Raw genomic sequence first — 19,612 nt, 5'->3', positions numbered from 1 at the left:
CCTTGATATCTTAGGCGAAGTAGCTCTGCAGCGGGCGAACCTCGAGGTTGCCGGCCTTCAGCGCCTTGATTGCCTGGGCGGCTGCCTCGGCGCCGGCCATGGTGGTGTAATAAGGCACCTTCTGCATCAGCGTCGCGCGGCGCAACGACTTGGAGTCGGAGATCGCCTTGTTGCTATCGGTCGTGTTGATGACCAGCTGGACCTGACGGTTGCGGATGGCGTCCTCGATGTGCGGACGGCCCTCGAGCACCTTGTTGATCTTCACGGCCTCGATGCCGTTTTCGGCGAGGAAACGGGCCGTGCCGCCGGTGGCCAGAACCTTGAAGCCCTGTTCGACCAGCATGCGGATCGCCGGAAGGACGCGCGGCTTGTCGTCGTCGCGTACCGATACGAAGACCGTTCCGTCACGCGGCAGTTCGACGCTGGCGCCGAGCTGCGACTTGGCGAAGGCCAGCGCGAAATCGGTGTCGAGACCGATGACTTCGCCGGTCGAGCGCATTTCCGGGCCGAGCAGCGTGTCGACGCCGGGGAAGCGGGCAAACGGGAAGACGGCTTCCTTGACGGCGATGTGCTTCAGGTTGCGCGGATCCGGCTTCTCGCCATAGGCGGCAAACAGCGGATCGAGCTTTTCGCCGGCCATGGCGCGGGCGGCGATCTTGGCGATCGGGGCGCCGATGGTCTTGGCGACGAAGGGAACGGTACGCGAGGCGCGCGGGTTCACTTCGAGCACGTAGACGGTGCCGTCCTTGATGGCGAACTGGACGTTCATCAGGCCGACGACGTTGAGAGCCTTGGCCATCGACTTCGCCTGGCGCTCGAGCTCGTCGATCATCTCGGCTGAGAGCGTGCGTGGCGGCAGCGAGCAGGCCGAGTCGCCGGAGTGAATGCCGGCTTCCTCGATGTGCTCCATGATGCCGGCGATGAAGGCGTCCTTGCCGTCGGAGAGGCAGTCGACGTCGACTTCGATGGCGTTCGACAGGTAGCTGTCGAAAAGCAGTGGGTTCTTGCCGAGCAGGGTGTTGATCTGGCCGGTCTTGTCGTTCGGGTAGCGCTGCTTGATGTCTTCAGGCACGAGTTCCGGAACGGTGTCGAGCAGATAGGTCTGCAGCATGCTCTCGTTGTGGATGATCTGCATGGCGCGGCCACCCAGAACGTAGGACGGGCGAACGACCAGCGGGAAGCCGATTTCGGTGGCGACCAGGCGGGCCTGCTCGACCGAGTAGGCGATGCCGTTGTTCGGCTGCGTCAGGTCCAGCTTGATCAGGAGCTTCTGGAAGCGATCGCGGTCTTCGGCGAGGTCGATCATGTCGGGCGCGGTGCCGAGGATCGGGATGCCGTTCTTCTCAAGCGCTTCGGCGAGTTTCAGCGGGGTCTGGCCGCCGAACTGCACGATGACGCCGACGACTTCGCCCTTTTCCTGCTCAGCGCGCAGGATTTCGATCACATCTTCTGCCGTTAGCGGCTCGAAGTAGAGGCGATCGGAGGTGTCGTAGTCGGTCGAGACCGTTTCCGGGTTACAGTTGATCATGATGGCTTCATAGCCGGCGTCACGCAGAGCGAACGCGGCATGGCAGCAGCAATAGTCGAACTCGATGCCCTGGCCGATACGGTTCGGACCGCCGCCGAGGATGACGACCTTCTTGCGGTCGGAGATCTCGGCTTCCGAGCGGGCGGCGCCGACGAAGGGCGTCTCGTAGCTCGAATACATGTAGGCGGTCGGCGAAGCGAATTCGGCGGCGCAGGTGTCGATGCGCTTGAAGACCGGGCGGACGTTCAGCGAATTGCGCAGCTCGGCCACTTCCTTCGGGCGCTTGCCCGAAAGCGTTGCGAGGCGCGCGTCGGAGAAGCCCATGGCCTTCAGCGTGCGCAGGTTTGCGGCGTCGGTCGGCAGGCCGTGTTCGCGAACACGGGCTTCCATGTCGATGATCGCCTTGAACTGGGCGATGAACCACGGGTCGATCTTGCAGCCTTCGTGTACTTCCTCGGGGCTCATGCCCATGCGCAGTGCCTGGGCGACCATGCGCAGGCGATCAGGCGTCGGCGTGCCGATGGCGGCGCGGATGGCGTTCTGGCTGCCTTCGCCTTCCTCGACACCGGGGATTTCGATTTCGTCGAGGCCGGTGAGGCCGGTTTCGAGGCCGCGCAGGGCCTTCTGCAGCGATTCGGCGAAGGTGCGGCCGATCGCCATGACTTCACCGACAGACTTCATGGCTGTCGTCAGAACCGGCGAGGCGCCCGGGAACTTCTCGAATGCGAAGCGCGGGATCTTGGTGACGACGTAGTCGATCGACGGTTCGAACGAAGCGGGCGTTGCGCCGCCGGTGATGTCGTTGTCGAGTTCGTCGAGCGTGTAGCCGATGGCGAGCTTGGCGGCGACCTTGGCGATCGGGAAGCCGGTGGCCTTCGATGCGAGAGCCGACGAGCGCGAGACGCGCGGGTTCATTTCGATGACGACGAGGCGGCCGTCCTTCGGATTGACGGCGAACTGGACGTTCGAGCCGCCGGTTTCAACGCCGATCTCGCGCAGAACCGCGATCGAGGCGTTGCGCATCATCTGGTATTCCTTGTCGGTCAGCGTCAGTGCCGGCGCGACGGTAATCGAGTCGCCCGTGTGGACGCCCATCGGGTCGATGTTTTCGATCGAGCAGATGATGATGCAGTTGTCCGCCTTGTCGCGGACGACTTCCATTTCATATTCCTTCCAGCCGAGAACCGATTCCTCGATCAGCACTTCTGTCGTCGGGGAAGCATCGAGGCCGCCGCCGATGATTTCGAAGAACTCCGAGCGGTTATAGGCAATGCCGCCGCCGGTGCCGCCCATGGTGAAGGACGGGCGGATAATGGCTGGCAGGCCGACGACGTCGATCGCCTGTGCGGCAATCGCCATGGCGTGGCTGATGTAGCGCTGCTTGCGGTCGGTCTCGCCGAGGTTCCACTGGTTTTCCAGCGCGTCGAGCGCCTTGTCGAGTTCGGCACCCGAGAGGCTTTCCTTCAGCTTGTTGCGCTCGGCTTCATGCGTCTTGCGGTCGGCATCCTTGATGTCGGTGGCGTTGGCGAGCATCGAGCGCGGGGTTTCGAGGCCGATGCGGTCCATGGCTTCACGGAACAGGGCGCGGTCTTCGGCCATGTCGATGGCGGCCGGCTTGGCGCCGATCATCTCGACATTGTAGCGATCGAGAACGCCCATGCGCTTCAGGGAAAGTGCTGTGTTGAGCGCGGTCTGGCCGCCCATGGTTGGGAGCAGCGCGTCCGGGCGTTCCTTGGCGATGATCTTGGCGACGACTTCAGGGGTGATGGGCTCGACGTAGGTTGCGTCGGCGAGGCCCGGGTCGGTCATGATGGTGGCCGGGTTGGAGTTGACGAGGATGACGCGGTAGCCTTCCTCTTTCAGCGCCTTGCAGGCCTGGGTGCCGGAATAGTCGAACTCGCATGCCTGGCCAATGACGATCGGTCCTGCGCCGATGATGAGGATCGATTTGATGTCTTGGCGCTTCGGCATGGGCTTTTTTCCGTTTCCTAGCTGCGCAGAAAGCCGGCCAGGGTGGGAGGCACCGGCCGGGTCGCGCATATGATGGTCTTTTCAGGCTAGAAGCGGCTTATAGGCAAATGTATCCGTGAACGGAACCCCATAATTTTCGGAATCGACAGGAATCGGAAGGGGCTAGCCAAGACCTGGCAAAACGAGCGCTCGAATCTCGCCCGGACGCGCCGGATTGCTGATCGCTTCCACTGCTTCGGCAAGCCCGATACGGCGCGATATCAGGGGCTCCACCTTGATAACGCCCGAGGCAACCAGATCTGCTGCGCGCCTGTGGGTGAAGGGGTTGATGAAGGAGCCGATCAGCCTGATTTCGCGAAACAGCAGGTCGAAGGGCTCGATCGACACTTTCGCGCCCTGCGGCATGACGCCGAGAATCACGACCGTGCCGCCATGACGTGCAAGGGCAGAGGCCTGCTCGACGGTCTCGGCGACGCCGGCGCATTCGATGACGATGTCTGCGCCGCCCGGCAGCAGACCATTGGGCGCGGTGATGTGTTTGATGATGTCGCCATCACCAGGGTCTGCGGTCACTGTCGCGCCGAGGCTTTCTGCCAGCCGCCGCTTGTCGGCGCTGCGGGTGACGAGCACCACGTCGGTGGCGCCGGCGAGCCGCGCGAGTTGCACGACCAACAAGCCGATGACGCCGCCGCCCAATACGACCACGGACGAGCCGGTCCGGATGTCGGCCAGATCGACACCGTGCAGGCAGCAGGCGAGTGGTTCGCAGAAGGCGCCGTGGACGGGATCGAGGTCGTCGGGCAGGGCGAAGGCCTGCTTTTGCGGGACAATCACATACTCCGCGAAGCCGCCGTCGCGGCTGATGCCGATTGCCTGCAGGTTGCGGCAAAGATTGACGCGGCCGCGCTGGCACTGATCGCATTGGCCGCAGGAGATGTTTGGGTCACCGGTGATGCGCATGCCCTCGCGAAAGCCGCTGACGGCGGGGCCGATCTCCTCGATGATGCCGGTGAATTCATGGCCGAGCGTGATCGGCGGGCGGGATGGAAACTCCCCATGAAGCAGGTGCCTGTCGGTACCGCAGATGCCGCAGGCCTCGACGCGGACCAGCACCTCGCCCGGACCGGGGCTGGGCTTTTCCACCTCACTAAGCGAGAGTTTCCCGATTGCTTCCAGCCGCACTGCCTTCATGCCCAGTTCTCCTCCGATATCTCCCTCGTTCAGAAGGAGCGAAAGTAGGGCGCGCGTCAAGCGCTTGTCGCGGCCGCGAAGGGCGCGTGAGCGTAGCTGAAATCGGCTGGAATTTCCCATTCCCCCGGATATATAAGGGATGAGAGAGCAAGCAGTCTCTGCGGGGAGATCATCATGGAATGGAAAGGCCGGCGTCAGTCCGACAATATCGAGGATCGTCGCGGTGATCCTTCCATGGGTGGATTGGGAAGAGGTGGCGGCTTCAGCTTCCCGTCCGGCGGCGGTATGGGCCGGCGCGGTGGCGGGCTCAGCATCGGCACCATCATCTTCCTCGTCGTGCTCTATCTCATCTTCAAGGCCATGGGCATCGACCTCCTGCAGGTGATGGATGGCGGCATGTCCAGTGGGCCGGGTTACGAGCAGAGCCAGTCCGGCGGCAGCCAGACACCCGCCAACGACGAGATGACCGCCTTCGTGCGCACGGTGCTCGCCGAGACCGAGGATACGTGGCAGGGCATCTTCCAATCGATGGGACGCGAATACGAAGATCCAAAGCTGGTGCTGTTCTCAGGCCAGACGCAGTCGGGCTGCGGCTTCGCATCCGCCGCGACGGGGCCGTTCTATTGCCCGCAGGACCGCAAGGTCTATCTCGACACGGCCTTTTTCAACGAGCTTAGCCGCAAGTTCGGCGCATCGGGCGATTTCGCCGAGGCCTATGTCGTCTCGCACGAGGTCGGCCATCACGTGCAGAACCTGCTCGGCATTCTGCCCAAGTTCAACGAAGCGCGCCAGCGCATGAGCGAGGCCGACGCCAACAAGATGTCGGTGCGCGTCGAGTTGCAGGCCGATTGCTTCGCCGGCATCTGGGGCAAGTTCACCCAGCAAAAGGGTATCCTGGAAGCGGGCGATCTCGAGGAGGCGCTGAACGCGGCGCAGCAGATCGGCGACGATACGCTGCAGAAGCGCAGCCAGGGCTATGTCGTGCCCGAGAGCTTCAACCACGGCACTTCGGCGCAGCGCGTGAAATGGTTCAAGCGCGGCTTCGACACCGGCCAGATGCAGGCCTGCGACACCTTCTCCGGTCCAGTCTGACGGTTGCAGGTCCCGTCTCCGGCGCCGCGTCCACCGGCTTTCGTCTTGTGCATCCTTGTGCGATAGTTCGGCTCAATTTGAGCCGATCGTGCGGGAAAATGCACAATGGATGATCTTCCACTCAGCGACCTCGATGCCTTCACGGCAATCGCGACGGAGAGAAGCTTTCGCGCGGTGGCGCGCAAGCGGGGCGTTTCGGCCTCTTCGCTCAGCGATTCGCTGCGGCGGCTGGAAGAGCGGCTGGGGGTGCGGCTTCTCAACCGGACGACGCGCAGCGTGACGCCGACGGAGGCCGGGCAGCGGCTTCTCGAACGGCTGGCGCCGGCGTTGGGGGAGGTCGCGTCGGCGCTCGGGCAACTCGACAGCTTCCGTGAGGGACCATCCGGAACGCTCAGGCTCAACGTGCCGACCATCGCGGCGCGCTCCTTCCTGTCCGATATCATCAACCGTTTTCTGAAGGCCTATCCGAAAGTGCGGATCGAGGTGATCGGCGAGGACAGTTTCATCGATGTGCTCGGTGCCGGCTATGATGCGGGCATTCGCTACGACGAGCGGCTGGAGCGCGACATGATCGCGGTGCCGATCGGTCCGCGCCGGCAGCGCTATGTGACGGCTGCGTCGTCCGATTATCTCAAGCGGCGCGGGATGCCGAAGCATCCGCGCGATCTCATCGACCACGATTGCATCATCCACCGGTTCCGGAGCGGTACGACCGCGACGCCTTGGGAGTTCGATCGGGACGGCGAAACGCTGATGATCACGCCGACGGGGCAGGTGTCTGCCAATGCGCTGGAGATCGAGGTGGGAGCTGCGGTTGCCGGCCTCGGCATCATACGCACCTTCGAGGAGGTGGTCATGCCCGAGGTTGAGGCCGGGCGGCTGGAGCTCATTTTGGAGGAGTGGGTGACGGAGTTTTCCGGACCGCTCCTCTATTACGCCAGCCGTCGCCACATGCCGGCAGCGCTGCGGGCCTTTATCGACTTCATAAAGGCGGAGTAATAAAAGGTCCCGAAGTCCACTATTTGTTCCTGTTGTCTATCAATATAAGTCTTTAGCCTATCAAAACAATTGAAATGTTCACGTATTGTTTCCATTCTCCCGGCTATGTAGCATAGCGGCGGACGAGATCGTCCTCTGGAACACGTACTGATTTAGAGATGCAGCATGCTTGATCCAAAATTCGTCCGCCGTGGACTGTTCCTCGTCTTCATGATCCTTTTTCTCGACGTGATCGGGATCGCGATCATCATGCCGGTGCTTCCTGTTTATCTGGAGCAGCTCACCGGCGGTTCCGTCAGCGATGCGGCGCTCGATGGCGGCTGGCTGCTTGTTGTCTATGCCGGCATGCAGTTTTTGTTCGCGCCGTTGCTCGGCAATCTGAGCGATCGCTTCGGGCGGCGGCCGGTGCTGCTGCTTTCGGTTCTGACCTTCGCGATCGACAATCTCATCTGCGCGGTGGCGACCAGCTTCTGGATGCTGTTCATCGGGCGCATGCTGGCCGGCTTGAGCGGCGGCAGTTTCGCGACCTGTTCGGCCTATATCGCCGATATCAGCAACGAAGAAAACCGCGCCAAGAATTTCGGCCTCATCGGCATCGCGTTTGGCGTCGGCTTTACCGTCGGTCCCGTCATCGGCGGTTTTCTCGGCGAGTTCGGGCCGCGCGTGCCGTTTTATGGCGCGGCGGCGGTGTCGTTCCTCAATTTCGTCGCGGCCTGCTTCCTGCTGCCGGAGACGCTCGATGCCAAGAACCGGCGCCGTTTCGAGTGGAAGCGGGCCAATCCGCTTGGCGCGCTGAAGCAGATGCGAAACTATTCCGGCATCGGTTCGATCGCTGCCGTCATGTTCCTGTTCTGGCTGGCGCATGCGGTCTATCCGGCTGTCTGGTCGTTCGTCACCAGCTACCGCTACAATTGGAGCGAGGGCCAGATCGGGCTTTCGCTCGGCATTTACGGGATCGGGGCCGCCGTCGTCATGGCGCTGCTGCTGCCCCGGATCGTGCCCGTTCTCGGCGAGTGGAAGACGGCGGTGGTCGGGCTCTGTTTCTCAGTGGTGGGCCTCACGGGCTATGCATTCGCCTGGGAGGGATGGGTGGTCTATGCGGTCATCGTGCTGACCGTGATGGAGAACATCGCCGACCCACCGCTTCGCAGCATCGCCGCCGGCAAGGTGCCGCCCTCGGCGCAGGGCGAGCTGCAGGGGGCGCTGACGAGCCTTTCCAGCATCACGACGATCATCGGCCCGCTGATCTTCACGCAGATGTTCGGCTATTTCACCAAGCCGGATGCGCCGATCACCTTCGCGGGTGCGCCGTTCCTGATGGCGGCGTTCTTCATCCTGATCGCCACGCTGGTGTTTCTTCTCAGGGTGCGTATATCAAAGACAGACAAGGCGCTCGGTCAGGCGGCCGAGTGATCGATCAGAATCGATGATGTGATGATGAATATTTCATCATCTGCATGTTTTTGGGTGTCGTTTCCTCGGGATTTCGGCTAGAGCCTTGGTCATATTGTCGCGATTTGCGGCCATTTGCATCAACTCACAGGACACCGTCATGGATACGCCGATCGACGCGCGAAAGCTGGCGCCGGTAACCGATAACCGTTGGAGCGCGCATATCCGCGCGACGCTGGCGCTCGGCGTGCCGCTGATCGGTGCGCAGCTGGCCCAGCTCGGTATCAACACCACCGACGTGATGATCGTCGGGCGGCTCGGTGCAGAGCATCTGGCGGCGATGGTGCTGGCCGGCCAGTTCCTGTTCACGATCCTCGTCTTCGGCTCCGGTTTCTCGATCGCCGTTATCCCGATGGTGGCGCAGGCCTATGGCCGTGGCGACGTCGTCAGCGTGCGTCGGTCGCTGCGCATGGGCCTGTGGGTGGTTCTCGTCTTCTGGGTGCTGATGCTGCCTGCCTTCTTCAATTCCGAGCACATCTTGCTTGCCGCCGGGCAGAAGCCCGAGGTGGCGGCGCTGGCGCACAGCTATATCGTCATCGGCCAGTTCGCCGTGCTGCCGGGCCTGCTCTATAACGTGCTGCGCGCGCTGGTCAGCGCCATCGGCAAGGCGGCTGTGATCCTCAACGTCACGATCGCCATGCTGGTGCTGAACGCCGTCTTCGCCTATGCGCTGGTGCTCGGCCATTTCGGCCTGCCGGCCATGGGGCTGCGCGGGGCGGCGATCGTCTCGGTGCTGGTGCAGACGGCGGGCTTCTTCTTCATTCTGGCCTATGTCCAGAGCCGGCCGGAGACACGGCGCTACGAGATCCTGGTTCGCTTCTGGCGGCCGGACTGGAAGGCCTTCTTCGAGGTCGTGCGCCTTGGGTTGCCGATCAGCGTCACCATCCTTGCCGAAGTCAGCCTGTTCACGATGGCATCACTGTTGATGGGCCGGATCGGCACCATCGAGCTTGCCGCGCATGGTATCGCGCTGCAGTGGGCATCAATCGCCTTCATGATCCCGCTCGGCCTGTCGCAGGCGGCGACGGTCCGGGTGGGTGTCGCACACGGGCAGGGGGATCGTGTGGCTCTGGTGCGCGCGGCCGTGTCAGTGTCGGTACTCGCCTGCGTGATCTCGGCTATCGGCGGGTTGCTGTTTGCGATCATGCCCGGTTTTTTCGCGGGCTGGTTCCTCGACACGCACTCGGCCGAGGCGCCGCAGGTGCTCGAATATGCCGGACCGCTGATCGTGATCGCCGGGCTGTTCCAGCTCGTGGACGGTCTGCAGGCGATTGCCAATGGTCTGCTGCGCGGGCTGAAGGATGCGCGCGTCCCGATGATCCTGGCGTTGATCGCCTATTGGCCGATCGGCTTCTTCCTGGCCTGGGCGCTGGCGTTTCCGCTGGGGCTCGGCGGCATCGGCATCTGGCTCGGCTTCCTGATCGGATTGTTCACGGCCGCGCTGATGCTCTGCGCGCGGTTCTACATCCTGATGCGGCGCGAGGTTTAAACCTGGCGTCGCTTAGCTGCGGGTGTTTGGCTGCGGATTGGCGAAGACCTTCGACCCGCGTTGATGCCAGAGCGATACCAGCGCCCGGCGGGCCGGGGTCTCGATGCATTCGTAGCTGATCCAGGCGATCAGCAGGGCGGCGGCGAGTGCCGCCGGGACGACGATGTAAAGCGGCAGCGACGACGACAGCGCATTGCCCATCAGGAACATCACCGGCACGTGGAAGAGATAGAGCGAGAAGCTGATCTTGCCGAGAAAGCGCATCGGCGCGGCGGCGAAGACCACTGCTGAAATCCGATGCTCCTGCGCCACCAATAGAACGGCGAGCGCGCCGGCGAAGGCGGGCGCCAATCCCCAGGCATTGTCAGCATTGGGAAACAGGTCGTTCGAGATCAGGATGACGAAGGGTAGCGTCAGCGCCAGCACACCCGTCAATGTGCCCTCCAATCGCTTGTTCAGCAGCGGTTGCAGCCTGCCGACGGTGGCGCCGAGAAGGAAGAAAGCGAGCTTCGAGACCAGCAGGATGCCGGGGCCGGGGAAGCCGTCTAGCGCGTCGAGCGCCAAAAGGCCTGCAAGCACCACGCCGATTGCCTGGTATCGCCTCATGTCGCTGAAGAAGAGCCAGATCACCGGAAAGAGCAGATAGAACTGGATCTCCGGCGGGACCGACCATAGGACGCCGGTCGAGCCCAGAAGAAAGACATGGCGCAGGATTTCCTTGCCGCCATGGATCGGGTTGATGAAATCGAAGCCCGGAATGCTCGACAGAACCGCGACAACAAGCACCGCAACCAGATAGACCGGATAGATGCGCGAGAAGCGGCTGACCAGGAAGTCGGCCACTGCCTTGCGGCTGATTGGCCGGTCACCGTAGAGATAGGCCATCAGGAAGCCGCTGAGGGCGAAGAAGATGGCGACTGCCCGGCCGCCGACGCCTGTTATCATGTAGGGCGCAAGCGAGGGGAAGATCAGATCGAGATGCGAGAAGACCACTGCCGCAGCGGCCATGCCGCGCAAGCCGTCGAGACTGGCTATGTGCTTCTTTTCCTGCATCGATGGCACCTTCGGCCGACGTCGCGCGCGCCTGGGTGCGGATCATGAAATGCCGGCCTTAAATTGCGATTAACAAATGCCGCAAGACCATGCCCAAGGCCTGATATGAAAAGAGCGGCGCCGTGGTTTTCGGCGCCGCTCTCTTTAATCTCTGTCTATCCGCTCAGCGTTCGGCCAGTGCCGCTTCGCCCTTCTTCTCGCGCACCATGTTGATGAAGCGGCGGAAGAGGTAGTGGCTGTCCTGCGGGCCGGGGGAGGCTTCCGGATGGTGCTGGACGGAGAAGATCTGCTTGCCTGAAACACGCAGGCCGCAGTTCGTGCCGTCGAAGAGCGAAACGTGAGTCTCCTCAACACCTTCGGGCAGCGACTTCGTGTCGACCGCGAAGCCGTGGTTCATCGAGACGATCTCGACCTTGCCCGTCGTATGGTCCTTGACCGGATGGTTGGCGCCGTGGTGGCCCTGGTGCATCTTTTCGGTCTTGGCGCCGAGCGCCAGGCCCAGCATCTGGTGGCCGAGGCAGATGCCGAAGAGCGGGATATCCGTCTTGATCAGCGACTGGATGACCGGAACGGCATATTCGCCGGTTGCGGCCGGGTCGCCCGGGCCGTTCGACAGGAAGATGCCGTCGGGCTGCATGGCGAGCACTTCCTCGGCGCTCGTCGTTGCCGGCATGACGGTGACCTTGCAATCGAGGCCGGCGAACAGGCGCAGGATGTTACGCTTGACGCCATAGTCGAGGCAGACGACGTGGTACTTGGCGTTTTCGGCCTTCAGTTCGCCGTAGCCTTCGTTCCAGACCCACGGGGTCTGCGACCACTGCGAGGACTGGCCGGAGGAGGCGATCTTGGCGAGGTCGAGGCCTTCGAGGCCGCTCCAGGCCTTGGCTTCGGCCTTCAGCGTGTCGACGTCGAAGACGCCGTTCGGATCGTGGGCGATGACGGCGTTCGGAGCGCCGTTCTCGCGGATCCAGGCGGTCAGCGCACGGGTGTCGATGCCGCAGAGGCCGATGACGCCGCGGGCCTTCAGCCAGGCGTCGAGATGCTTGGCGGCGCGGTAGTTGGAGGGGTCGGTCATGTCGGCCTTGAAGATGACGCCGACCGCGCCGTGGCGTGCTGCCGGCGTCAGGTCTTCGATGTCTTCTTCATTGGTGCCGATGTTGCCGATATGCGGGAAGGTGAAGGTGACGATCTGGCCGAGGTAGGAGGGATCGGTCATGATCTCTTCGTAGCCGGTCAGCGCGGTGTTGAAGACCACTTCGGCCTGGACCTTGCCGGTCGCGCCGATGCCCTTGCCTTCGATCACTGTGCCATCCGCCAGAACGAGCAGGGCGGTCGGCTTTTCGGTTGTCCAGGGTGCTGTCGCGGTCATCTTCATCCCGTTTCCGGCCGCCAGACGTCCTTGGGCAACGTTGGCCGGCCATTTTGGTTCGCAAGCGTGTACGCGCGGCAAGGCGCGCGCTCTCAGGCCTGATCACGAATTTTGGTGCAGGTGGCGGTAAATAGCCACGCTATTTCCTGAGGTCAATCTTTGTACCGCAGATTCTAAGGGTTTTCTGCCGCTTTATGTCGCGCGTTTCGCAATTTATTTGATCCCACGCATTCGTCTGGTTTATGAAGCGGCATTCAAACAGGAGTGTTTATGATGTTGCGCGATCAACTCGCCGCCGCCCTCAAGGATGCGATGAAATCCAAGAATGCCGAGCGTCTTTCGACCGTTCGCCTGATCCAGGCCGCGATCAAGGACCGCGATATCGCCAATCGCGGCGCCGGCAAGGAAGAGGCCAGCGACGACGAAATCCTGCAGATCCTGGCCAAGATGGTGAAGCAGCGCGACGAATCGGCGAAGATTTACGACGAGAACGCCCGCCCGGAGCTCGCCGCCAAGGAGCGCGCCGAAATCAAGGTGGTGCAGGACTTCATGCCGAAGCAGCTCTCCGATTCGGATGTGCGCGCCAATATCGCGGCGATCATCGCCGAGACGGGTGCCGCCGGTCCGAAGGACATGGGCAAGGTGATGGCGGTGCTGAAAGAGCGCTATGCCGGGCAGATGGATTTCTCTAAGGCCTCGGGCGCCGTCAAGGAACTCTTGAACTGATCGATCAAGTCATTCCCACTCAGGCGAGGCGCGCGGTCTTCGGGACCGCGGGCCCCAGCACGCTTGCTGCGGCCGCGTCGATGACGGCGAATTTCGCGGCCTGATAGCCCCAATATTCCCGCACGAACTTCTTCGACATCCAGGTCTCGCCCTTGAACGAGGCCTCCGACCAGCCGATGCTGCCCATCTCGGCTGCCTGCGACAGCAGTCGCTTCAGGTGCGTGTTGGAGATCATGAACTGGTCGCGGATTTCCTTCAGCGACAACCTCCCGATCGCGATGCGCTCCATCGATTTGTCGAAAGAGGTTATCCGCGTCATCAGCAAGTCCATGACGAGCCCGCCGGAGTTCGCCCAGTTGAAGAGATTGTAGGTGGCGCCGGGATCGCGCACCGCGTCGCTGTCGATGATGCCCTTGGCGATCAGCGGCTGCATGCGGGCAAAGACCATCGGATCCTTCATCGCCGCCTCGAGGCGATGGCCGCCATCGAGGTTGTCGAGGATCATCAGATGGGCGGCGAGCCATTTGTGGAAATGCTCGAGCGCCGTTTCGGTCGGCTCCAGCAGGCGCGTACGCTTGTCGGATGGGCTTTCGACGGGGCGCAGGAAACGATAGGCGAGCATTTCCTGCATGAAGGCGGCCGCCGTGTTGCGGCTGGCGATCTTCTTTTCGATCGCGAATGAAATGAAGCGGCCGGAGTAGAGGCCGCCCTTGGGATCATCGGGATAGCCGAAATAGAGAGCGAATCCGAGTTGCGCCATCAACCAGCGCTGCTGGGCGGCGAATATCGACGCGATGCGTGGGCTTTCGCGGTAGATCGCGAGCATCTCGCGCGCGAATTCCAGAACCAACGCGAAAAATGCGTCACTCTCTAAAAATTCTTCAACCTTATGTGGCATGCTTGGCAACCATCCGAAGTTGCCGCCTTCATTGGACTTGCGACCAACGACTGTCAATCAATTGCTGGTGGAATCTGCCTGTGATTGGCAGCTTGGAACCAAAATATAAAACGTCAGGTAGAAATTAAAGAAGGCAGGAACTGGGGGCGTTCCTGCCTTCTTGCTCTTTGCTCCGGCTGACGACGCAGGACCTGAGTCCTCATCAGCGGGTATTTGCAAAGGCACCCTTGCAAGGCGGCGCCGGGGGTAGGGATGGTGCCTTGCGAGGGGATCGCTTTGTTGAAACTGACGTTATTGCGATGCGGCATCGGATTCAAATTACAAAAAAATAATAATTGGCGGGAATCGCCGCCTTAAAGCGAACACCAGTTATGCCGTCCGGCTCGCAATCGGAATCGAGTCTCGGCCGTAAGGCCTTGTTTTGCTTATAGAGGGCGAGGGCCCCGCACCGCTGTTGCCTTCGTTCTGTCTGCAAACGCGGCAGCAGCTAACAGACGAGGGACTTCAACAGTCACGCTTTGTTGAATGTATGACGTGGCCGCTTGGTCGGGTGCCGGTCATCGAAGCAACCTGTGTATAGCGTGGCTATCGGCCAAAGTTCGTGGCATGCGCCCGGGAACTTGCTTATATGGAGGATAGCCAAGAGGTAGAAATGCGCTTTTCAAACTCCTTTCTCGACGAGATACGCGACCGCGTCCTGATTTCGGACGTGATCGGCCGCCGTGTGAGCTGGGACAAGCGCAAGACCAATGTCTCGCGCGCCGATTACTGGGCCTGCTGCCCGTTCCACGGCGAGAAGTCGCCTAGCTTCCACTGCGAGGACCGCAAGGGCCGCTATCATTGCTTCGGCTGCGGTGTGACCGGCGACCATTTTCGCTTTCTGACCGAGCTCGAAGGCTTGAGCTTTCCCGAGGCAGTGCAGACGATCGCCGATATGGCCGGCGTCGCGATGCCGGTCGCCGATCCCGCCATGGAGAAGCGCGAGAAGGAGCGGACCACGCTTCTCGACGTGATGGAGATGGCGACGCAGTTCTTCCAGGACCAGCTGCAGACGGCGAACGGCGCCCGGGCCCGCGCCTATCTGCGCGACCGTGGGCTGACGGGGCGGACGATCGAGACCTTCCGTCTCGGCTTCGCGCCCGATAGCCGCAACGCGCTGAAGGAACACTTGGCCGGCAAGGGGGCGTCCAAGGAGCAGATCGAGGCTTGCGGGCTGGTCGTACACGGCCCGGAGATCCCGGTGTCCTACGATCGCTTCCGCGATCGCATCATGTTCCCGATCCTGTCGTCGCGCGAGAAAGTGATCGCCTTTGGCGGCCGCGCCATGTCGCCGGACGCGCCGGCCAAGTATCTCAATTCCAACGAGACGGAGCTCTTCCACAAGGGCAACGTGCTCTACAATTTCGCCCGCGCGCGGCGCTCGACACAGGGCGCCAATGGCGAAGGCACGATCATTGCCGTTGAAGGCTATATGGACGTGATTGCGCTCTATCAGGCGGGTGTCGAGAACGCTGTGGCGCCGCTTGGTACGGCGCTCACCGAAAACCAGCTGGAGCTCCTCTGGAAGATGACGCCGCAGCCGGTGCTCTGCTTCGATGGCGACGGCGCCGGCATTCGCGCCGCCAACCGCGCGGCCGATCTGGCGCTGCCGCATATCAAGCCCGGTCGCACCGTGCGTTTCGCGCTGCTGCCTGATGGCAAGGACCCAGACGATCTCGTGCGCAACGAGGGGCGGGCGCCGTTCGACAAGGTGATGAGCCAGGCCAAGCCGCTGGCCGAGATGATCTGGGGCCGCGAGTTGAAGACCGGCTCGTTCGAGACGCCGGAGGCGAAGGCCGAGCTAGAGGCGCGGCTGAGGCAGCTGGTGGCCGTCATCGCCGACGAGGATGTGCGCCGGCACTACCAGCAGGACATGCGCGACCGGCTGAACGGCTTTTTCCGGCCGCAATTCCAGAACCGCGACGGCGGTGAGCGGCGCAATTTCGATCGCGGCGGCTTCGAGCGTGGCGGTTTTGAGCGTGGAGGTGGGCAGGGGCGCGGACGCGGAAACGATGGCCCGCGCGGTGCGCGTGTTTCCGGCGGTGGTATTTCGGATCGGCTGGCCCGCTCCGGGCTGGTGCGCGGACACCAGGAGACGCCGGCGCTGCGCGAGAGCGTCTTGGCGCTGACCGTCGTCAACCACCCGGCGCTGATGCAGGACGAATATGATGAGATTGCCTCGATCGATTACGACAGCCGCGAACTGCAGCGGCTCTGGTCGGGCATGCTCGGGGCAGCCGCGGCTGTCGCCGGTCCGCATCTCACGCGCGACTATCTGATCGAGCGGCTGGACGAGCAGGGCTTCGGCGGGCTGATCCAGACGCTGGAGCAGCAGATCCGCAATGCGCGGCTATGGATCGCCACCGAGCAGGCGGCGATGGAGGATGCGCGCGAGGGGTATCGCCAGGCGCTTGCCTTCCATAAGCGCTCCAAGGCGCTGCGCTGGCAGAAGATCGAGCTGGAAAAAGAGATCGCCGAAGCCACCGAAAGCGGCAACGAAGAGGTGATCGACCAGCTGATGCGGGCGCTGCAGGAGGTTCACTTCGAAGGCCTGCGGCTTGAGAACCAGGAAGCGATCATTGATGGCTTCGGCGTGCTCTCGGGTCGCGTCAAAGGGGCTGCGAGCCATTGATGGACGCGGCGGATACACGGTTTTCGGCGGGTGACGCGCTGTTTGGTGTCGAGCGCACGCCGCTCGGCATTCTCAACCACGTCTATGGCTACCCGGCCTTTCGCGGCAAGCAGCAGGCGGTCGTCGAACATGTGGTCGATGGCGGCGATGCGCTGGTGCTGTTTCCGACGGGCGCCGGCAAATCGCTCTGCTTCCAGATTCCCGCGCTCTGCCGCGATGGTGTCGGCATCGTCGTCTCACCGCTGATCGCGCTGATGCGCGACCAGGTGGAGGCGATGAAGCAGCTTGGCATCCGGGCGGCTGCGCTCAACTCGTCGCTGACGCGCGAGGAGTATGTCGAGGTTCGCCGGGCGATCTCGTCGGGCAATCTCGACCTGCTCTACGTGACGCCGGAACGCATCCTGATGGAGGGTTTCCGAGATATCATCGGCAATGCCCGGATCGCGCTCTTCGCCATCGATGAAGCGCACTGCGTATCCCAATGGGGCCACGACTTCCGGCCGGAGTATCGCGAACTCGGCAAGCTCGGCGAGCTTTATCCCGGTGTTCCCCGTATCGCGCTGACGGCGACGGCCGATCCGCATACGCGTGACGATATCGCCGCACGCCTGGGGCTCAACGGCGCGAAGATCTTCACCACCAGCTTCGACCGGCCGAACATCAGCTACGAAATCGTCGAGCGCGACCAGCCGCGCCAGCAGTTATTGCGGTTTCTCGCCGGCCACAAGGGCAATAGCGGCATCGTCTATTGCCTGTCGCGCGCCAAGGTCGAGGATACGGCCGAGTGGCTGAACGGCCAGGGTATCCAGGCTCTCGCCTATCACGCCGGTATGGACCGCGCCGTGCGCGACGCCAACCAGGATGCCTTTCTCAAGGAAGAGGATCTCTGCCTCGTGGCGACCGTCGCCTTCGGCATGGGGATCGACAAGCCGAACGTGCGCTATGTCGCGCATCTCGACCTGCCGGGGTCTGTCGAGGCCTACTACCAGGAGACCGGCCGCGCCGGGCGCGACGGTCTGCCCTCCGAGGTGTGGATGGCCTACGGCATGGCTGACGTCATCCAGCGCGGGCGGATGATCGACGAAGGCGGTGCCGCCGACGAGATCAAGCGCGTGGAACGCTCCAAGCTCAACGCGCTGCTGGCCATCTGCGAGACGGCGTCGTGCCGGCGGCAGGCGATCCTGTCGCATTTCGGCGAAAGCCATGCCGGCAATTGCGGCGGCTGCGACACCTGCCTGAAGCCGGTCGAGACCTGGGATGGGACGGATGCCGCGATCAAGGCGCTGGCGGCGATCTATCGCACGGGCGAACGCTTCGGCACGGGGCACGTGGTCGATGTCCTGATCGGCAATGTCAACGAAAAGACCGAGCGCTTCGGCCACACCGAGATGCCGGTTTTCGGCGCCGGCAAGGATATCGCCGCGCGCACCTGGCAATCCGTGTTCCGCCAGCTTTTGGCGATGGGGCTGGTGCGTGTCGACCACGGGGCTTTCGGCGCGCTGAAGCTGGAGGAGGGTGCGCGCGCCGTGTTCAAGCGAGAACGCGAGGTGTTCTTCCGCAAGGACCGCCCGGCCTCCGAACGGCGGCCGAAGAGGGCGGCGCAAGCGGAGCGGCGCTCGGTTCTGTCAGGCTCCGACGACGCGCTGTTCGAGGCGCTGCGCGCCGAGCGCACCGCCATCGCCCGATCCCTCAGCGTCCCACCCTACGTCGTCTTCCCCGACACGACCCTGATCGCCTTCGCAACCGAGCGGCCGCGCACGCACAAGGAACTGCTCGGCATTTCCGGCGTCGGGCAGTCGAAGCTGGAGCGATATGGGGACGCGTTTCTTGAGGTGATTTTGGGGTTTGACGGGTGATCCGATAACGGACTGGCCTTGGTCTCGCCAAGACAAACGGATGCCGATGTGCTAGTGCGATGGCATCGGGAAGTCTCAAAAAAGGGCCACCAATGACCTCGCAGTTCCTCTCCCATTTGCGCACCGAGCTTGCCGGCCTGAAGGAGGCCGGGCTTTATAAGGCGGAGCGTGTCATCACTTCGAAACAGGCGGGCGAGATCGCGATTTCATCCGGCGAGCGGGTGCTGAATTTCTGCGCCAACAATTATCTCGGCCTTGCCGACAACGCGGAGCTCGCCGAAGCCGGCAAGAAGGCGCTTGATCGCTATGGTTATGGCATGGCCTCGGTGCGTTTCATCTGCGGTACGCAGGAGGAGCACAAGCAGCTCGAGGCCAGGATTTCGTCGTTTCTCGGGATGGAAGACACGATCCTTTATTCCTCCTGCTTCGATGCCAATGGCGGCTTGTTCGAGACGCTGCTCGGCGAAGAGGATGCGATCATCTCGGATGCGCTGAACCATGCCTCGATCATCGACGGCGTGCGTCTCTCCAAGGCCAAGCGCTTCCGCTATGCCAACAATGACATGGCAGCGCTCGAGGAGGAGTTGAAGAAGGCCGAGGGCAGCCGGTTCAAGCTGATTGCCACCGATGGCGTGTTTTCGATGGATGGGATCATCGCCAATCTCAAGGGCGTTTGCGATCTCGCGGAAAAGTATGGCGCGATGGTGATGGTCGACGACAGCCATGCGGTCGGTTTTGTCGGCAAGCATGGGCGCGGTTCGGCCGAGCATTGCGGCGTCGAGGGGCGGGTCGATATCATCACCGGCACGCTCGGCAAGGCGCTGGGTGGTGCGTCGGGCGGCTATACGTCGGCGAAGGCGGAGGTGGTGGAGTGGCTGCGGCAGCGGTCTCGGCCCTATCTGTTTTCCAATACGCTGGCGCCTGTCATCGCGGCGGCGTCGCTGAAGGTCTTCGACCTGATCGATCATGGCGATGCGCTGCGGGCGCGGTTGTCGGCCAATGCGGATCTGTTTCGTTCGGAGATGACGAAGCTCGGCTTCACGCTTGCGGGCGAGGGGCATCCGATCATTCCCGTCATGCTGGGGGATGCGAAGCTGGCGCAGGATATGGCGGCGCTGATGTTGAAGAAGGGCGTTTACGTCATCGGCTTCTCTTTCCCTGTGGTGCCGAAGGGGCAGGCGCGCATCCGCACGCAGATGTCGGCGGCGCATTCGGTCGAGGATGTCGAGCGGGCGATTGAGGCATTTGCCGAGGCTGGGCGGGAGTTGGATGTGATTTAGCTGAGAAGCTCGCACAGACGCATTGGCAATTGGGAGG

General features: G+C 62.7%; 13 protein-coding genes. 8 read left to right on the top strand and 5 right to left on the bottom strand.

Translation table 11 applies throughout. The features are described 5' to 3' along the window. Nucleotides 1-10: 10 nt before the first annotated feature. A complete protein-coding gene (gene carB, locus ACVTFQ_RS11365; protein ID WP_018897435.1) occupies nt 11-3,499 on the bottom strand; it encodes a carbamoyl-phosphate synthase large subunit in 3,489 nt (1,162 codons plus the stop codon). Nucleotides 3,500-3,661: 162 nt separating this feature from the next. Next, nucleotides 3,662-4,690 carry a zinc-dependent alcohol dehydrogenase family protein gene (locus tag ACVTFQ_RS11360; RefSeq protein ID WP_111562837.1) on the bottom strand — a complete coding sequence of 343 codons (1,029 nt, stop codon included), beginning with the start codon at nt 4,688-4,690 and terminating at the stop codon, nt 3,662-3,664. A gap of 174 nt (nt 4,691-4,864) precedes the next feature. On the opposite strand from ACVTFQ_RS11360, the gene ypfJ reads away from it, so the two are divergent. The 4 genes from ypfJ to ACVTFQ_RS11340 all read left to right on the top strand — a co-directional run bounded on the left by ypfJ (nt 4,865) and on the right by ACVTFQ_RS11340 (nt 9,722). After that, nucleotides 4,865-5,782, top strand: coding sequence for a KPN_02809 family neutral zinc metallopeptidase (gene ypfJ, locus ACVTFQ_RS11355; RefSeq protein WP_111562836.1), 918 nt, complete (start codon nt 4,865-4,867; stop codon nt 5,780-5,782). Between the two features lie 105 nt (nt 5,783-5,887). Continuing rightward, the gene (locus ACVTFQ_RS11350; protein WP_111562835.1) at nt 5,888-6,781 is read left to right on the top strand and encodes a LysR family transcriptional regulator; all 894 of its coding nucleotides are present in this window, start codon (nt 5,888-5,890) and stop codon (nt 6,779-6,781) included. A 165-nt stretch (nt 6,782-6,946) separates the two neighbouring features. After that, complete coding sequence (locus tag ACVTFQ_RS11345) at nt 6,947-8,194, top strand: TCR/Tet family MFS transporter (protein ID WP_111562834.1); 1,248 nt, start codon at nt 6,947-6,949, stop codon at nt 8,192-8,194. A 139-nt stretch (nt 8,195-8,333) separates the two neighbouring features. Continuing rightward, nucleotides 8,334-9,722, top strand: a complete 1,389-nt coding sequence (locus ACVTFQ_RS11340) for an MATE family efflux transporter (RefSeq protein WP_111562833.1) — start codon at nt 8,334-8,336, stop codon at nt 9,720-9,722. Between the two features lie 12 nt (nt 9,723-9,734). Here ACVTFQ_RS11340 and ACVTFQ_RS11335 read toward each other — a convergent pair whose 3' ends face one another. Continuing rightward, the gene (locus tag ACVTFQ_RS11335; protein ID WP_111562832.1) at nt 9,735-10,775 is read right to left on the bottom strand and encodes an acyltransferase family protein; all 1,041 of its coding nucleotides are present in this window, start codon (nt 10,773-10,775) and stop codon (nt 9,735-9,737) included. 163 nt (nt 10,776-10,938) lie between these two features. Continuing rightward, a complete protein-coding gene (gene carA, locus ACVTFQ_RS11330; RefSeq protein ID WP_111563009.1) occupies nt 10,939-12,144 on the bottom strand; it encodes a glutamine-hydrolyzing carbamoyl-phosphate synthase small subunit in 1,206 nt (401 codons plus the stop codon). A gap of 273 nt (nt 12,145-12,417) precedes the next feature. On the opposite strand from carA, the gene ACVTFQ_RS11325 reads away from it, so the two are divergent. Beyond that, a complete protein-coding gene (locus ACVTFQ_RS11325) occupies nt 12,418-12,870 on the top strand; it encodes a GatB/YqeY domain-containing protein (RefSeq protein WP_026282805.1) in 453 nt (150 codons plus the stop codon). Nucleotides 12,871-12,889: 19 nt separating this feature from the next. Here the strand turns inward: ACVTFQ_RS11325 and ACVTFQ_RS11320 are convergent, their stop codons facing one another. Next, the gene (locus ACVTFQ_RS11320; RefSeq protein WP_470423893.1) at nt 12,890-13,768 is read right to left on the bottom strand and encodes a hypothetical protein; all 879 of its coding nucleotides are present in this window, start codon (nt 13,766-13,768) and stop codon (nt 12,890-12,892) included. 652 nt (nt 13,769-14,420) lie between these two features. Between ACVTFQ_RS11320 and dnaG the strand changes: the two genes are divergently transcribed. From dnaG to ACVTFQ_RS11305, 3 genes are all read left to right on the top strand, one after another. Continuing rightward, complete coding sequence (gene dnaG, locus ACVTFQ_RS11315) at nt 14,421-16,439, top strand: DNA primase (RefSeq protein ID WP_112435317.1); 2,019 nt, start codon at nt 14,421-14,423, stop codon at nt 16,437-16,439. Further along, a complete protein-coding gene (gene recQ / locus ACVTFQ_RS11310; protein WP_112949649.1) occupies nt 16,439-18,295 on the top strand; it encodes a DNA helicase RecQ in 1,857 nt (618 codons plus the stop codon). The genes dnaG and recQ overlap by 1 nt, the downstream gene beginning before the upstream one ends. Before the next feature lie 92 nt (nt 18,296-18,387). Further along, entirely contained in the window at nt 18,388-19,575 is a 1,188-nt protein-coding gene (locus tag ACVTFQ_RS11305) for a glycine C-acetyltransferase (RefSeq protein WP_111562184.1), read from the top strand. Nucleotides 19,576-19,612: the final 37 nt, after the last annotated feature.

Source organism: Rhizobium sp. O111 (assembly GCF_055616315.1).
The sequence above is the reverse complement of the archived record's forward strand: the minus strand, read 5'-3'. Positions and strand labels throughout refer to the sequence as shown.

Bases quoted from the DNA above. Each gene is read 5' to 3' on its own strand.
- dnaG (WP_112435317.1), top strand. From the start codon at position 14,421: ATGCGCTTTTCAAACTCCTTTCTCGACGAGATACGCGACCGCGTCCTG.
- carA (WP_111563009.1), bottom strand. From the start codon at position 12,144: ATGACCGCGACAGCACCCTGGACAACCGAAAAGCCGACCGCCCTGCTC.
- ACVTFQ_RS11320 (WP_470423893.1), bottom strand. From the start codon at position 13,768: ATGCCACATAAGGTTGAAGAATTTTTAGAGAGTGACGCATTTTTCGCG.
- carB (WP_018897435.1), bottom strand. From the start codon at position 3,499: ATGCCGAAGCGCCAAGACATCAAATCGATCCTCATCATCGGCGCAGGA.
- ACVTFQ_RS11340 (WP_111562833.1), top strand. From the start codon at position 8,334: ATGGATACGCCGATCGACGCGCGAAAGCTGGCGCCGGTAACCGATAAC.
- ACVTFQ_RS11345 (WP_111562834.1), top strand. From the start codon at position 6,947: ATGCTTGATCCAAAATTCGTCCGCCGTGGACTGTTCCTCGTCTTCATG.
- ypfJ (WP_111562836.1), top strand. From the start codon at position 4,865: ATGGAATGGAAAGGCCGGCGTCAGTCCGACAATATCGAGGATCGTCGC.
- ACVTFQ_RS11335 (WP_111562832.1), bottom strand. From the start codon at position 10,775: ATGCAGGAAAAGAAGCACATAGCCAGTCTCGACGGCTTGCGCGGCATG.
- ACVTFQ_RS11325 (WP_026282805.1), top strand. From the start codon at position 12,418: ATGTTGCGCGATCAACTCGCCGCCGCCCTCAAGGATGCGATGAAATCC.
- ACVTFQ_RS11305 (WP_111562184.1), top strand. From the start codon at position 18,388: ATGACCTCGCAGTTCCTCTCCCATTTGCGCACCGAGCTTGCCGGCCTG.
- recQ (WP_112949649.1), top strand. From the start codon at position 16,439: ATGGACGCGGCGGATACACGGTTTTCGGCGGGTGACGCGCTGTTTGGT.
- ACVTFQ_RS11350 (WP_111562835.1), top strand. From the start codon at position 5,888: ATGGATGATCTTCCACTCAGCGACCTCGATGCCTTCACGGCAATCGCG.
- ACVTFQ_RS11360 (WP_111562837.1), bottom strand. From the start codon at position 4,690: ATGAAGGCAGTGCGGCTGGAAGCAATCGGGAAACTCTCGCTTAGTGAG.